Raw genomic sequence first — 16,425 nt, 5'->3', positions numbered from 1 at the left:
AAATCTCATGCACCGTGTATGTGCCTACCAGGACGTTTCCGGTGCCCCTGAAAGGACCCTACGATGTTCGACTCCGCGACGCATCACTCGATGACCAACAACGGCGCACTCCGTGTGCTGATCCTTGCTCGTGTGTCACATGACAGCTCAGGTGTCGGGCGTTCCGTCAACGAACAGGTCGACGCCGGCAAGGAGTGGGTGAAGCGCGAGGGTTGGGAACTGAAGAAGGTCATCCGTGAGACCGGATCCGCCAGCCGGTACTCCACGCGGCGGCAGCGAGCTGAATGGAACGAAGCGATCTCCTGGATCGAGTCTGGTGAGATCGATGCGCTTCTCACGTGGGAGAACAGCCGAGCGACCCGCGATCTGGCGGGCTACACGGAGCTCCGACAGGCCTGTGCGAAGAACAAGGTGAAGTGGGGGTACGGCGGGACACTCTACGACCTCACCCAGAGGAGCGATCGTTTCCGTACCGGCCTGGACGCGCTGCTCGCCGAGGATGAAGCGGACCGGACCAGCGAGCGAGTGAAACGTGCCCACTCAGCGAACGCCCGTGCAGGGCGCCCCCATGGCAAAGCCATCTTCGGGTACCGACGCGTCTACGATTCCCAGACCAAGGCACTGCTGCGCGTCGAGGTCGACCCAGGCGAGGCCGCGCTTGTCCGGGAAGCCGCTCAACGGTATCTCGACGGAGAGACCCTGTACTCGATCTCCCAGGACTGGAACGATCGCGGAATCCGCGCCCGGCGCCCGCAGCGCAAGCACCACCGTGGCGGCTGCACCTGGCGTGGGGAGACGATCAAGCAGATGCTGGAGATGCCGGCCTATGCCGGGCTTCGTCAGTATCGCGGCGAGGTGATCGGGGAGGCGATGTGGGATCCCATCATCGAGCCGGAGGCGTGGCACCAGATCCAATCGCTTCTCCATGCGCCGGAACGCAAGCGGGCCGATGTGTGGAAGATCCGATATTTGCTGACGGGGGTCGCTCGATGTGGGTACGACAGGTGCGTCGGGATAGTCCGAGTCTCACGGAATTCCTCGAAGACGGCTGCCGGCCTCACGCACTACCGGAACTACATCTGCGAGTACGGCCCCCACTGCTCGATGAACATGAAGTTCCTCGACGCGATCGTCACGGAGCACGTACTCGAGCGCATGAGTCGACCGGACTTTCTCGAGTCGCTCCATCACGTAGAGGATGACCAGTCCGACCAGCGACGTGACCTCATGCGCACCATTGCCGAGCATCGTGCTTGGCTGGACAGCGTCCGTGAACGCGCGTCGCAGGAGCGCAATCTGGAGCTCCTCTTCGATCAGGAGCGCCGCATCAAGCCCTTAATTGACGAAGCAACGAAGAAGCTCAATCGACTGTCCGCTGTCAGCCCTCAGGTGACGACCCTTGCTCAAGCTCCGGATGTTCGCGAGGCCTGGGAGGGGCTCTCGATCACAAGCAAGCGTGAGATCATCCGCTCCCTACTGGAGGTGCAGATTTTCCCAGCTACGCGACGCGGTGCCAAAGGCATCGGGCAGGCAGTTGAACGGACAAAGATCACTTGGAAGCACACTCTCTGAGGGGAGCCTAGGATTGACGGACGCACTGGACGCGGGCGGAGGGTGGAGTCATGGGGAAGCACGGACTGCTGGCGAAAGAGATCGGTTCGGAGTTCGGGCTGAATCCGCGCCAAGCCAACTTCCTTCTTCAGCGCATGGGGATCCTTAAGGGCGAGCCGGGGGCCTGGCTCTTTACGGAGAAGGGCGCCGACTACGCGACTGAGGTGACCCGCGACAACGGCCATGGCGGACGGGCGGAGAAGACGTGGTCCAACCTTTTCTACGACCCGCGCATCCTCGACGAGGTGACGCCAGACCTCATCGCAGAGGCGAAGAAAGCAGAGGCCACTCGTCGCGCGCAGTTGGCGCTCCAGCGCGCGCAGAGCGAGGAGGCAGACGTGAGGCTTCACGCCTTCCAAGAAAAGCAGGCGAAACAGGATCCCGCGACTGAGTGGGCCAAGGTTCTCATCGGTGTCGGTGTTCTCGGCTACGTCGCGGGGGTGATCGTCGTGAACACGTGCCGCCCAGCATTCAAACGCCTGGTGAACGGGGTGGCGGCGCCGCGGTTCGAGGCGGCGAGGCGCCGCCTCACGCACTCGGCGAGGGGTCGCGAGAAGCAGAGCGAGCAGGAGAACACGATCGACGAGATCGAGTAGCTCACGGCTCAGGGCTGGAAGTCGTCGTGCAGCACGACCCGTGACAGCTCGATCGATCCGTTGGGGTGCTGCCAGTAGTGCAGGCGCCGCGCCGACGCGACGTTGATTTCGATGGATGCTCTCCAACATGTCGCGCCGTCCGCGCGACTCACGTAGGGCGAGTTGCCGGCTTCTCCCGCACGCAAACGATGAAGTTGACGGCCGGTGATGTCGGAGGCACGTCCGGTGACGACGTCAACGATGGCGCGGAGCGCCTTCTCCAGCTGGCCGGCGTCGAGCGCATTCAGACTCGGCACGAAGTCGGTTCCGATCGTGTACTCGCGCAGCGGGTGGCTCGTCTTGTCGGGCGCGGTCGTGCGCCCGGCCCAGGCACTGAGCACCTCGAAGCGGAGCCAGGCGTCGCCGCTGGGCCATGAGGCGCGATCGGTTCGCCGGCATTCTGTCGGTGTCGCGCGCTGCGCACGGGCCTCGCGTAGCTCTACCCGGAGGCCGGAGATGATCGTGTCCCGTTCGCGTCGCAGGTCGCGTTCCTGATGAAGCGCAGATGTGAGCCCGGCGACCTCGTCGCGGAGCCGGTCGATTGTCTCAAGATCGGTACCGGCTCGAAGTTCGCGGCTCAGGCGCGAGAACGCGCCACGGAGCCCGCTCAACTCGTCGCGGATGTCGTTGAGCGCGGCGGTCGACGAGGGATGATCGTGCAACGTCGAGGGGGAACTCGCCGCCGGCGCCGATACGGGCGACGTGGGCACGTCGATGGTGTATCCCGCAGGCGGGGCAGGCATGCTTTCAGCCGGCGTCGCCGGCACCCCCGTGAGAGCCGGGTCGGTGACCCCATCGACCCCCTCTCGCAACCAGGGTGAGCCACCGCTCAGGAGCGACAGAGGCGGCACTAGCGCAGCCTCCGGGTCCACTCCGACGAGGGAGAGGCCCAGCGACCCGCCGGAGCGCGTCACACGAGCACGGACGGTCTGGCCGACTCGCACAATGTCCGAGACCTGTACGTCGGCGTTCTCGCCGTCGTCGATCCCGGGGATGACGTCGCGTCGGCGCAGATCCATCCCCGAGGTGTCAGAGGGGTGCAGCACGAGCTTCGTTCGGGCGGGGGTGACCTTCACGACGCGCGCAAGCGTGACCGCACCATCGGCGAAGCGGGAGTAGTCGACCTCGCTCGCTTCCGGTGCGAGATCCCGGTCGAGAAGCCACCCTTCGACGGGCTCACCGACAGCGAGCGCATCCGACAGAGACACGCTCGGAGGGAGATGATCGGCGACCACGCTCACGAGCTCACCGTTCTCCAACTTGGCGATGTTCCCCGTGCCGCCGGAGACGCGCTCAACGATCGCATGTACCCATTCCCGCCGGCTGACCGGCTGAGGGCTGGGAACGAAAGTCACCTGGGCGAGGGCATCTTCGATGAGGTCGTCGCTTGTGTGCCGGTCGGGGAATCGGAGGATGGATCGCTGCCAGTCGGGGTCCGTGCCGAAGTCCACTGGGTAGGAACGGGCGGCGCCGGAATGCACACTGGCCTTCTCGGGGAGCGCGTCCTCGAGCGCGAATGTCACAGGCCCATGGGCGATCGTCACGACGTCGGCGTCGCTGCCCGCTTCGCGTTCGACATGCGACGGATCGAAAAGGAACTTCCCTTGGGCGTCCGTGCTGATCATCACCAGCGGCTTCGTGCGCGGCCCGAGGATCTCAGCCGCGATCGCTGTCGCCTCATCGTTGGTGTCTACGTGTCGCATGTCTCACATTGTGCCCGGAGGGGCGGACACTACCCGACAGAAAGGCTCACGGTGCTTCGTGACACGCTCGGCGTCGACCAGATGGCCCGTTTCATCGGGAATCACAGGCTGTAGGTTACGGGCCGATGGGCCAGTCGATGGACCTCTCAGCGAGATACAAGGCGGAGCCGAGGTGTGCCTCGGGCCTTTCTCGATCCACGGCCGCATCTGGGATGACGGCTGTGGATCGAAGTAACGGCACGCGCCGGATCAGGTTTATTTTCTAATGTCTTACTTCAGGCGCATACTTAACTATCGTCCAAATGTTCCGGCGAGAGGGGTCGAGATGGCCACGATCGACCTGGTCCGACACGTCGATGCTTCCAAGCCGATGCTGCTGAGGTCGACGCCAATCGCGATCCCCGCGGGATTCCCCTGCCCTGCCCAGGACTACTACGAGGGGCCCATCGATCTGAACGCACAGCTGATCGACGACCCGGACGCCACGTTCATCGCGCGCGTGTCCGGGGACTCGATGATCGGCGTCGGCATCTTTGACGGAGACGAGGTGCTGGTCTCCCGGGCGAGGAAACCCAGAGACGGGGACATCGTGGTCGCGGTGATCGATGGCGAGCTGACGTTGAAGCGCCTCATCGTGACCCCGCATGGCGTTCACCTGCATTCCGAGAATCCCGCCTTCCCCGACATCCTCATCCCGGAACTATCCGATTTCACGATCTGGGGCACGGCGACGGTCGGATTCCGGCACCTCCTGTGACGGCGCCATGCTGGCCCACGTAGATGTGAACTCGGCATACGCAAGCTGGGAGCGGGTGTTCCGCCCTGATCTTGAGGGGGTGCCTCTCGTCGTTGTCGGGAACGGGTTTGCGTGACACAAACCGGCCATGCGTGACACAGACGGGCGGTCGAATGACATCGAGTGTCACGACACGCCGATGACGACGACGGGTTGTTCTTCGCCGAGGAAGAACATCGGAACTGGATAGAGGAGCGGTGGGGCTCCGATCAGCCCATCGTCCTCGCAACGTCAGACACCGACTTCGCTTGCGAGAGGTGGTGCGGGTGCTCCCAGTAGCTGGACCTCAGCAGATCGTCCCCCGACGCCAAACATCGTCGACTGAGCTGCATTGGATTTCGCGCCCGGACGACAGCGCGCATCAGAAGTCCGGCCAGCACGAATGGGCTGTCGTCGGACGGGATCTCGGCGATCGAGCCTGGACGGCGATCGATCCTCAGCCCTTGCGTAAGTCGAAGGGCGTCCGCTTCCGATTCACTCCCAGCCTGTACTTCTGGCAACCGACAGGGACACACGTGTGGTGCGAGTCTCAGGAAGAGCGCTGGGAGGTCCTCTGGTTGGAGTTCAGCGGACAGGTGGAGAAGCTGTGGGCGCAGCCGGTAGCGATTACCTTCGGGCACGGATCGCGGTTATCGGGGTACTCGCACTTTCCTGATCTGATGGCGCTCTTCACAGATGGCTCGTACGGCCTGCTGGACGTGCGTCCCGCCGATCGGGTCGACGACGCGGCGCGCGTTCAGGGGTCTGCCGCACGGATAGGTGACGGGTTGTAGTCACGCCGCGAGGGCGACGCTGGTGTTCATGATTGCTTCGTACTCGATGGGCGTCAAACCGTGTAGCCGCTTCTGCCGGCGGCGTCGGTGATAGGTGCGTTCGATCCAGGTGACGATGGCGATGCGGAGCTGCTCGCGCGTGTCCCAGGATCGCCGGTTGAGGACGTTCTTCTGCAGCAGGCTGAAGAACGATTCCATCGCCGCGTTATCCCCGGCCGCGCCGACGCGGCCCATCGATCCGACCATCCCGTGGAGGTGGAGGGTGCGGACCATCTTCCTCGCGCGAAATTGGGATCCTCTGTCGGTGTGGACCACGCAGCCGGCGACATTCCCGCGCCTGGCGACGGCGTTGGTGACCGCGTCGACGGCGAGACGGGCTTTCATCCGGTCGCTGATCGAGTACCCCACGATCCGGTTCGAGAACACGTCTTTGATCGCGCAGAGGTAGAGCTTGCCTTCACCGGTCTTGTGTTCCGTGATGTCGCTGAGCCAGAGCCGGTTCGGGGCGTCCGCGGTGAACTCCCGGCGCACGAGATCGTCGTGGACGGGCGGGCCGGGACGTCGTCCCTTCCCTCGGCGACGCTTCCCGAACGCGGACCACCAGCCGTTGTCTCGACAGATCCGCCACGCTGTCCGCTCCGCCATGACCTCGCCCGCATCGCGGGCCTCGTCGGTGATGGGGGTCGCCAGCCACCGGTAGTAGGGCTGGCGAGCGAGCTTGAGCACCCGGCACGTCACCGCGACGGGAACACCGTCGACGGCGAGCTCGGTCACGAGCGGGTAGAGCCTTTTCCCGGCAAGTTCGCCTGCGACAAATACGCCGCAGCCCGCCGCAACACCTCGACCTCTTGCTCCAGCAGCCGGATCCGCTTTCGCGCCTCCCGCAGCTCGGCGCCTTCGGATCGCATCACGCCCGGCTTCGCGCCTTCCTCGACCGCGGCGCGCCGCATCCACTTCGTGAGGGTCATCGGGTGGACACCGAAGTCGGTCGCGATCTGCTCGATCGTAACTCCGGGCTCGCGACTCCTGGCGACGCGCACAACATCGTCACGGAACTCACTCGGATAAGGCTTGGGCACAATGACATCCTTCCAGGGCACCCTCCCGGGCAACCCAACTCAGATGTCACCTACCGGTGCGGCAGACCCCTTCGTGCCAACGAACTCGGGACTACCCGGGCGGATCACCATGTCGACCCCCGCGACGAAGCTGATGGCGCCGGTCCGACACCAGTGTCTCGTCTACGCCGACGACCACGCAGCCGTCTATCGTGCGATCTAGGCCCACCGCCCAGATGGAGGGCAAGAGATTGCTTCTCTCGATCCACGACACGGCGACTCGAGGCATCATACGCTCTTCCCTCGACGCCGGTGACAGCGTCGAGGCGATCTTTCGAATGCACGGAATCGAGTGCTGACGGCTGGTCGAACTGGTGGGAAGCCGATCCGGGCGACGTACCGCTCACCACAAGTTCAATACTGACGGTTCAACCGGGAACCTCCTCTTCACCCTCGCCCGGGCGGGGTTTCGAACCGCCGTCGTCTAGAGATCAGCAACAGCGCACCGAGCACGATCGCCCCGAACGCCAAGGGCAACAGTACGAGCGGCGCCCCGCCGGTTATTGCGAGTAGCGATCGATCGACCTCACCCGTCGCCGAAGCCGTGGGCTCGGTGATCGATCCTTGCGAGCTCACACTTGCGACGTTCTCGATCTCCCCGGTCGCCGATGCTCCGACCCGCACGTTCAGCACGAGCGTTGCCCTCTGATCGACCTCGAGCGGGCCCACATCGCAGACGACGACCTGCCCGGTCACCTCGCACTCGATTGCGGTCCCATCCAGCTCCGCGCGCTCGAAGGTCAGCGCGGACGCCAGCACATCGGTCACGAGCACGGGGCCCGGATCCGGCGTCGGACCGAGGTTGGTCACGGTGATGGTGTACTCGCCACCGAAGCCCGCCTCCAGCACGCCGGTGATCTCCTTCGTGATCGCCAGCTCACTGCGCGCGGGGACCGGCGTCGTGACCGTGGAGGTGTTGTCGGCCAGCGTCGAGGGGTCCTCGGGCGTCGCCGACGTAACCGTCGCGGTGTTGGAGATCGCCGGATAGGCGTCCGGGAGCACCGTGACCGTGGCCGTGATCACGGCAGCCGTCGCTCCTGCGGCGATCTCGTCGATCGTGCAGGTGACAGCGGTGGGGGAACCGGCAGCCGGCAGCACCGCGCATGTCCACCCGTCGGCGGTGACCTCGTCGACCTGCAGCTGCGCCGGGATCTCGTCGGTCACGACGACACCACGGGCGAGGGAGGGCCCGTCGTTGGTGACGGTCAGCGTATACGCGAACGGAGAGCCGACGACGGGCGAGCCGACGGCCGCCTTCACGATCGCGAGATCGGCCGTTTCGACGAGGGTCCCCTCGACCGTCGAGCTGTTATTGAGGGGGTCGGGATCCGACGTCGTCGAGCTGACGGTCACGGTGTTCTCGAGGTCGCCCTGGAGCTGCTGCTCGGCGTCGACACGGATGTCGAGCGTGATCGTCGCCCCAGCGGGGAGCGGGCCGTCGAGGTTGCAGGAGACGACATCGGGGTCCGCACCGTCGGCGGTGCACGACCAGTCGTAGCCGTCGGTGCCACCCGCGATCGCCGCGAAGGTCAGACCGGTCGGCAGCGGATCGCTCACGGCGACCTGCTGGGCATCGGAAGGCCCGAGGTTGACGATCTGGAAGCGGTAGACGCCCGAGGAGCCCGCGACGATCTCCTCGGCGATCGTCTTGGTGATCGCGAGGTCGGCGCTCGTGGTGATCGGCACGACCGAGGACGCCTCATCGGGCCCCGGTCCATCGGTCGGCTGCTGCGTGAGTCCGGGGGTGACCCGCACCACGTTCGTGATCTCGCCCTCCACCGACGGCGACACCGTGCCCGTGATCGTCAGGGCGGGAGCCGGACCCACCGGCAGCGTCTCGTCGCGCACACAGCTCAGGCGCTCGGCGCCGCCGACGGGAGCGAGCGCCACGCACGTCCATCCGTCGCCGGAACCCGAGCCGTTCACGATGCCGACGGGCAGCGTGTCGACGACGGTGATGGGAGCCTCCTCCGAGGCGTCCGAGTCCGACGGGCCGAGGTTCTCGACCTCGACGGTCCACGAGACCTCACCGCCCGCGACGACCGGGTCGGTGTCCACCGTCTTAGTGATCGCCAGGTCCGCGACCTCGACGACGGAGATCGTGTCGGAATCCGAGTCGGGCCACACCGGGTCGGCGGGCTGCGGCGTGACACCGGGCGTGACCTGGGCGGTGTTGACCAGATCGCCCTCCACCGCCTGGTCGAGGTCGACCTCGAGCGTGAGGTCGAGGGTGTCACCCGCGGCGAGAGTGCTCGTGCGCACGCACTCCACGACCTGCGCGCCGTCCTCGGTGCCCGTCACCGAGCACGTGGTGTCGAGCCCGCCGGATGCCGGGCTCGCGGCGAGCGTCACCCCAACCGGGAGCACGTCGCGCACGACGATCGGGTCATCGACGGTCGCGAGCGAATCCGACGGGCCGTGGTTCACGACGCTCAGGAGCCAGGTGAACGACTCACCCGCCACGGCATCCGCATCCGCATCCGGCGCGTGACTCTTGATCATCTGGAGGTCGGCGCGCGTGATGACGACGATCTCGGCGTCATCGGTCGGCGAGATCTCGGACGAGGGCGACGACACCTGTGCCGTGTTCGTCTGGATCCCGGCCGCGGCGCCGGCCGACACCGTCGTCGCGATCTGCAGGAGCGGTGCGGCTGCGCCCGCCGCGAGGGTTGTCGCGGTGCCGGCGTTCTCGAGAACGCACGTCACAGTCTGATCCTCCGCCGCGCACACCCACGCGGGAGGCCCGGAGGCGTTCGTCGCCGCGAGGAACGTCTGCCCCACCGGCAACGTGTCGACGATCGTCACGGGCGCGGCGGCATCCGAAGGCCCGTCGTTCGTGACCTCGATGAGGTACGTGGCCACCTCTCCGGCTTCGACCGTGAGCGTGGTCGCCGACTTGTCGATCTGCAGCACGCTGACGGCGTCGACGGTCACCTCGGCATCGTCGGTCGCGGTGGCCGGCGCATCGGTCACCGGGTCGATCGTGCTCGAGTTCGCCACCGCGGCGTTCGGCAGGACCGTTCCCGCGGGGACGGTCGATGCCACAGTCGTGACCAGAGTGACGACGACCGAGGCACCGGGCTCCATCGTGCCGACTGCGCAGAGCACCGCGGTGGTTCCGGTGCATGTGACTCCCTCGGTGATCGACGACGCGCTCACCAACGTCAGACGCGAGTCGAGGGTGTCGGAGATGCTGACCGCCTGCGCGTCGGAGGGTCCGGTGTTCGTGACGGTCACCGTCCACGAGATGTCCTCGCCTGCGACAGCGGATGCGGGGGCGTCCTTGACGAGCGTGAGCGTCGCGCGCTGCACCACGGCGACGGATGCGGAGTCGGAGTTGTTCCCGGGCACAGGGTCGGGGGTCACCGAGGAGACCGTCGCCGTGTTCACGAGGCTCGTCGCGGTCACCGCGGCGTCGACGACGACCGGGAGCGTGATCGTCCACGCCGTCTCTCCGACGTCCAGGCCGTCGGGCTTCTCGCACGTCACGCGCTGTCGGCCGCTCTCGTCTGCGACGACGCATCCGGCGGGCGCCGAGCCGACGAGCGTCATGCCGGCGGGCAGCAGGTCGCTCACGGTGACGGGGCCGGCGGCATCCGAGGGTCCGAGGTTGACGACCTCGAGGGTGTACGTGGCCCCTGTCGCCGCACCGGCGACGATCTCGGCGACGTCGACGGACTTCGTGATGGCGAGGTCGGCGATCGCGTTGGATCCCGTCGTCACCTGCGAGGAGTCCTGGTCGGCGCGCCAGGTCGACCCGACCACGGCGGTGTTGGTCACATCGCCCACCACACCCGAGTCGATGTCGACGAGGATGTCGAAGCTCGAGTCCGCACCGGCGGCGAGCAGCCCGGTCAGGTCGAAGCGCACGTCCTCGCCCTGAGCGACGGCCGTCCACACGTCACCGCCGGCGACGATCGAGTCGAACGTCACTCCCTCGGGCAGGTCGTCGACCACGAACACGCCACGCGCATCCGAGGGCCCACCGTTGGCGACGGTGATCCGGTAGGTCAGTGTTCCACCGGGGAGTGCCTCCGGCGGAACGGGTGCCACGATCGTCTTGTCGACCGTGAGGGATTCCTCAACGACCGTCGGGGTCTCGCTCGTCGACGAATTGTTCTCGGTCTCGGGATCGGTGGTGACCGGGGTCACCGTCGCCGTGTTCGCGATGGTCGAACCCGGCGCGACATCGGCGGCGAGCGTGCCGGCGAGCACGACGGTCACCGTCGCCCCGACGGCGAGATCGACGGGGATGTCGCAGTCGAGCGTGCCGGCGGCGATCGCGCAGTCCGCGCCGCCCGTCGTCGAGACGACAGTGATCCCCTCGACATCAGCCGGCAGCGTGTCGGTGATCGTGATCGGCGCGAGAGCGGATCCGCGCGAGACCGACGGGCCGTTATTCGTCACCGTCACGGTCCAGCCGAGCGGGCCACCCGCCGTGGCCGACGCGGTGTCTGCGGTCTTGGTGATGACCAGGTCGGCGCGCGCGCGCACGACCGCCGTATCGTCGTCGGTGTTGTTCCCCGGGGTGCGGTCCTCAGTGATGGCGCTCACCGACGCGGAGTTGGGGATCTCGACGCCGTCTTCCACGGTCGAGGCCACCGCGGCGCGCACGGTCAGGGTCCAGCTCGATCCCGAGGGCAGCGGCTCGGCGGGCGTGGTCCGTGCACACGAGAACCCGCCGTCGACGGGCGCGCCGCAGGTCCATCCGGCACCGGACGCACCCAGGATCGTGACGCCTACCGGCGGTACGGCCGTATCGGTGACGACGACGCCGATCGCGGGGTCGGGTCCGTTGTTGGTGACGGTCACGGTGTAGGTGCCCGTCTCACCGGCGACGAAGTCGTCGTTCGCGACCTTCGTGATCGCCAGGTCGGCGAGCGCGATGCGCGCCGTCGCCGAGCCTGCCGCGCCGATGTAGGAGCCTGCACCGCCGTTGTACGACGTGCCGCCCGTGGCGTCTGTCACGTCGGCGGCGACGACGGTGTTCGTGTGGGCGACCGAGAGCCCGGCGACGACCGAGTCGTCGGCGACCGCGCGATAGGTCACGACGATCCGCTCGAGCGGCTGGAGCGAGACGCTCGAGCCGCCGATGTCGTTCCAGCGGAGCACCTGGCCGGTGATCGTGGGCTCCACGGCGGCAGCCGCTCCGGTGCGCACCGTCACCCGTGCGGAATCCGCGACGTAGCTCCATCCGCTGGGCAGTGTGTCGACCGCGTCGAGCGACACCGCCGTCGCCCCGCCCGTGTTCGTGAGCTCGAACCGGAAGGTGACCTCCTCGCCGATGTAGACCGGGTTCGCGGGGGTCACCTGCGTCTTGGTCGAGGTGATGAGCGGGAACTGCGGTGTGACGGATGCCGTGGCCGCAGTGCCCGGGCCATACGTGCGGCCGTCCGTCGCGAGCGAGGTCCACGACTCCGGGCGCACGGTGTTCGTGAGGGCCGATCCGGCGAGCGTCGACGACACGTCGAGACGCGCGGAGTACGTGCGCGTCACGGCGTTCGCCGAGCCCGGAGCGAGCGTGTCGACGGTCCAGGTGAGGGTCCGGGCCGCCGCATCCCACACGCCTCCGCTCGGAGTGGACGCGCCGTCGGCGATCGGTTGACCGTCGGCCCCGAGCACGATGACGTCGACGGGCACGGTGTCGCGGATCACGACGTTGAACGCCGGCACGTTGCGCGCGCCCGCGGTCGTCGTCGCCCGCACCGTGTAGACGAACGTCTCGCCCTGCGCGGGCGTCGTGTCGCTCACGGACTTCGCGACGGTGACCTCGGGATGCCGCACCTGGGTAGATGCGGTGGCCTGGGCGTTGGCATCCCAGGTGGCCGCGGTGCTCGTCGGCGCCGTCTCCTCGTCGAAGTTCCACCGCAGCTGCGCGGCGTTGTTCTGGTTCGCTCCCTGCACGGCCGTGGTGGCCACGGGAAGGCGGGTCGTGAGGGTCAGCGTGAGGGTGCGCACCTGCGGCGCCGGGGCGATGGTCCCGAGCAGCACGCCGAACGACGTCGCCGGGCTCCGCGTGAGCTCGGTGGCGGTCACGCAGTCGGCCTGCCAGCTCGCGTCGCCTCCCCCGCACGAGACGCTCCATGATTCGACCGCGCTGAGCGCGACGGGGAGCGCATCGACGAACGCGGCGTTGAACAGCTCGACGTTCGCGGGGATCGTCGCGGTCACCGTCCAGGTGACCGCCTGCCCGGGAACGATCGTCGCCGTCGACGCGGTCTTCGACAGTGTGGGCCGCACGACGTCGACGTCGCGCGATGCGTCCGCCGTGTAGGTGCGCGCCTCGGCCTCGTCGCCGGGCACGGAGGCGCCCGTCAGCTCGGCCTCGTTCGTGTACCGCTGTCCGGCGGGGGCGGATGCGGGGATCGTGACGGGATAGGTGACGCTCTGCGGGGAGCCCGCTTCGAGCGGCGCCGCGAGCGTCCAGGTCAGCACCTGGGTGCCCAGGGCGCATCCGTTCGTGCTGTCACCGGGCACGGGACCGGCGAGCCCTGCGGGCAGATCGCCGATGAGCAGGGCGCCGGGCACGCAGTCCACTACCACAGCGTCGTAGAGAGGCGGCCGTCCCGCGGCGTTGGTCGCGGTGAGCGTGTACTCGACATCCTGCCCGCCGGACACGGTCGACGCCGACGAGGTCTTCGCGAGCGTGGGGCTGGGCTCGACCACCCCGATGCTCGCTACGGCGGTGCCCTGGCTGACGGGAGTGCCGTCGGCCTCGAGCGCGCTGCGGAACGTCGCCGTGTTCGGGATGGATCCGCCGTTGATGTTGGCTGCCCGGTCTGCGACCCGGGTGGGCAGGGTGACGGTGAACACCGCATCCGTGTCAGTGTCGTTCGTCCACGCCGTCGGGAAGAGGAGGGTGCCGTCTGCGCAGAGCCGGAACTCGTCGGCATCCGCCGTGCATCCGGTCGCGACGGTGATTCCTCCCGGCGCGGTCGACAGGGTCGGGTCTCCTGCCTGGACGAGCCGAGCGCCGAGCGGCAGCCCGTCGTCCAGGGTTCCCTGGAAGACGCTGGTGTGGGCGGGGATGGTCACCGAGTACGCGTAGTCGACGGTCTCCCCGATCGTCGCCTGCGTGAGGGAGGAGTTGCCGCCCGCGGTGATGCCCGTCGCGACGACGTCCTTGTCGACGGTCGCGGGCGGGAGGGTGATGGTCGCGATGTCGCTGGCATCGGGGGCGTTCTTGATCTCATCGGGGAAGGCGTCGAACGGGTTCTCGGGCCAGAAGTCGACGGCACCCGCCGACTCCGGTGTGCCGTCGGTGGTGGGAGCCGTGTAGACGGTGACGGCCGCCTGGTTCGTGTGCGCCGTGTTGCTTGAGAGCGGCGAGGGCACCATGATCGAGTACGAGACCTCGATCGTCTCTCCGGGGAGCAGTTGTTCGTCGGCGCCGAGCGCCGCCCCTTCGAGCTCCCAGACGATCAGGGTCTGCCCGGAGGCCGGGCCCGTCGTCGCCACCGAGCAGTCAGAGGGCGCGGGTGACTCTTCCGAGACGTCGGCGCAGCCGAATCCGTCGGGGAGCACATCCCAGACCGTCACGCTGTCGAGCGGATAGTCATTGCCGTCGGCCGCTGTGCCCGCGTGGGTGACGTCGATCGTGAAGGGCACGACCTGCTCCTCCTGCACGACCAGCGTCGTCTGGCCGGCCGCGCGCTTGGCGAGTTCGAGGGGGGCGACCGGCGCGAGAGTGAGGTCGACATCGTCGCGCGCCGCCATGATCTCGCCCGACCCGGAGGTGTAGCGCAGCTTCGCGAGGTTGCCGGTGATATCCACGTCCTGGCCGGCGCCGGGCACATCGACGACTCGCACGAGGAGGTCGAGGACGAGGTCCTGGCCTCTCTCGACGTACCGCGACCCGTTCGGGTTCTCGTCGCCGAGCAGCCACTGGAGGTCGTTGTCGAGTCGCTCGATGCTCGCGCTATTGCCCGGGCCCGCCGCCCACTCGACGAACTCCGTCCCCGGCGGAAGGAAGTCGGCAAGGATCGCATCGCGCGTCGACACGCCCGCGGGGAAGTCTATCGAGATGCGGAAGCACGCCAGATCGCCCAACTGCAGTCGGGGCCCGTCTTCGCCGACGTACTGGTCGGCCGGAGCGGCGAAACAGGTGTCGCCGGCCCCTGCGGCCGAGGTGATGGCCTCCCGGTCCGGGTTCGTCCAGATCGTCTTCGTCATCGAGAGGCCCGGCGTGCCCAGGCTCGCCGCGGAGTCGTTCGTCGACGCGACGTCACCGGTGTCGACGGTGTTCCCCGCGGCGGGGGTCGTCGTGCCCGAGATGTCGACCGTGTTCGTGAGGACATCACCGCTGGTGGTGAGCGAGCCGTCCTGGTACTGCTCCCGCATGAATGCCGTGTAGGTGATGGTCGCGTCGCCGTCTTCGGGGAGAGCGTCGGCGTCGACCGCGAAGGTGAGGGTGAACGTGCCGTCCGCGTTCGCGACGGCCTCGGTCATCGTCCCGCCGGTCACATCCCCCGCGCCGCCCGGTGCAGGGCACTCCACGGGCCACGATCCTCTCGTGGCCACCCCTGCGGGGACGATCGGGCAGAGTCCGTCGGGGAGGGAGTCGGTGACGACGATCCCGGAGGTGGTGATGTACTCGCTCGTGCGGATCGCCAGGCTGAACGTCGTGGTCTCGCCGGCGAAGAACTCGGGAGCGGAGGTGGTCTTCACGATACCGACGTCGAGGATCGTCACCGTGGTGCTGGCCGACACACCGATCGCGGTGGTGGTGCCTTCGGCGACCGAGCCGCCGTAGGTCCCCGATGCGTCGGCGGTATTCTCGACAGGCGTTCCGGTGGGCCCCGGGCGGGTGGCCGCTCCGTCGGCGTCGCCGTCGGGTGCCGTGATCTCCTGCAACCCGACGAACGCCGAGTAGGTGAGCGTCACCGACGTGTCGGCGGGCAGGTCACCGAGGTTCCAGGTGAGCTCGGTGAAGTCCTCACCGTCGACGGTCACGTAGGCGATGTCGCAGGAAACCGCCGGGTCACCGAGTTCGCAGTCCAGCACCTGGAAGTGGCCGGGCACACGGTCGACGACCACGACGCCGTCGGTGCCCGCCTGCTTGGCCGTGGTGACGGTCAGCGAGTACCGTGTCGTGTTCGCCTCGCCGCGGTAGACCTCCTGCTCGGCCTCGAGATTGCTCTTCGAGAGCCGCAGCGCCGTGATCGCCAAATCGACGCTGTCGTCACCGCCCGCGGTCGCACGGGAGATGACGGGAGGGGTTCCGTCGGTGGGGATCGTGACCGCGGGCACCAGCCGTGGATCGCTGTTCGTGTAGACCCCCGCGTCGAGCGTGACGGTCGATCCCACAGGGAAGAGCGCGTTGTCCGCCTCGACGGAGAAGCCCAGATCAAGCTCTGCGCCGAGGGGAAGATCGGAGAAGTTCGACCAGACGAGCACCTGCGAGAGCTCGGTCGGGTTGTCGGGATCGAGCGCCTGAAGCCGAACCTGGGGCTCACCCGGACCATTCGGGGGCCCCGGCTGCGCCGACCCGGGCACGTACGTGACCCCGAGCGGGAGGACCGCGACCACTGTGCCGTTGTAGAGCGGTCCAGTGGTCGTGTTGCGTGCCGTCACCGAGACTGTGCCCACGCCCGCCGCGAGGATGTCGGACCCCGTCGCCTCCACCTCGACTCCGGTGAAAGGCGTGCCGGTGCTCGACACAGGCGGTGCCGCCGCAGCAGGGCTCAGGAAGACCGCGGAGACCATGACGACGGATGCCGTCACGAGCATAGCCACGAACGATCGGATCCGGCTCACACGTCGTTCAGCGGGAAAGTCCATCAGCATGTG

6 protein-coding genes are annotated in these 16,425 nt (G+C 67.6%); 3 read left to right on the top strand and 3 right to left on the bottom strand.

Features of this window, described 5'->3' with window-relative positions; genetic code table 11:
• The first annotated feature begins 63 nt into the window (after window positions 1-63).
• Both FFS56_RS04495 and FFS56_RS04490 read left to right on the top strand, forming a co-directional pair.
• Entirely contained in the window at window positions 64-1,572 is a 1,509-nt protein-coding gene (locus FFS56_RS04495; RefSeq protein ID WP_137772103.1) for a recombinase family protein, read from the top strand.
• Window positions 1,573-1,622: 50 nt separating this feature from the next.
• Window positions 1,623-2,207: a hypothetical protein gene (locus tag FFS56_RS04490; RefSeq protein ID WP_137772102.1), complete on the top strand. Its 585-nt coding sequence runs from the start codon at window positions 1,623-1,625 to the stop codon at window positions 2,205-2,207.
• An 8-nt stretch (window positions 2,208-2,215) separates the two neighbouring features.
• Here the strand turns inward: FFS56_RS04490 and FFS56_RS04485 are convergent, their stop codons facing one another.
• Complete coding sequence (locus tag FFS56_RS04485; protein WP_137772101.1) at window positions 2,216-3,949, bottom strand: hypothetical protein; 1,734 nt, start codon at window positions 3,947-3,949, stop codon at window positions 2,216-2,218.
• Window positions 3,950-4,319: 370 nt separating this feature from the next.
• On the opposite strand from FFS56_RS04485, the gene FFS56_RS04480 reads away from it, so the two are divergent.
• Window positions 4,320-4,706, top strand: coding sequence for a S24 family peptidase (locus FFS56_RS04480; RefSeq protein ID WP_137772105.1), 387 nt, complete (start codon window positions 4,320-4,322; stop codon window positions 4,704-4,706).
• Window positions 4,707-5,518: 812 nt separating this feature from the next.
• Here FFS56_RS04480 and FFS56_RS04475 read toward each other — a convergent pair.
• Together FFS56_RS04475 and FFS56_RS04470 are read right to left on the bottom strand one after the other, a co-directional pair.
• A protein-coding gene (locus FFS56_RS04475; protein WP_137772100.1) for an IS3 family transposase occupies window positions 5,519-6,597 on the bottom strand; the annotation gives its coding sequence in 2 pieces (ribosomal slippage) (window positions 5,519-6,328 and window positions 6,331-6,597; 1,077 coding nt in all).
• A gap of 426 nt (window positions 6,598-7,023) precedes the next feature.
• Window positions 7,024-16,359, bottom strand: a complete 9,336-nt coding sequence (locus FFS56_RS04470) for a DUF11 domain-containing protein (protein ID WP_212742663.1) — start codon at window positions 16,357-16,359, stop codon at window positions 7,024-7,026.
• Window positions 16,360-16,425 lie beyond the last annotated feature (66 nt).

The organism is Microbacterium sp. Beta (assembly GCF_005502545.1).
Taxonomy (GTDB): Bacteria; Actinomycetota; Actinomycetes; order Actinomycetales; family Microbacteriaceae; genus Microbacterium; species Microbacterium oxydans.
This window is presented reverse-complemented; position numbering and strand designations above follow the sequence as displayed.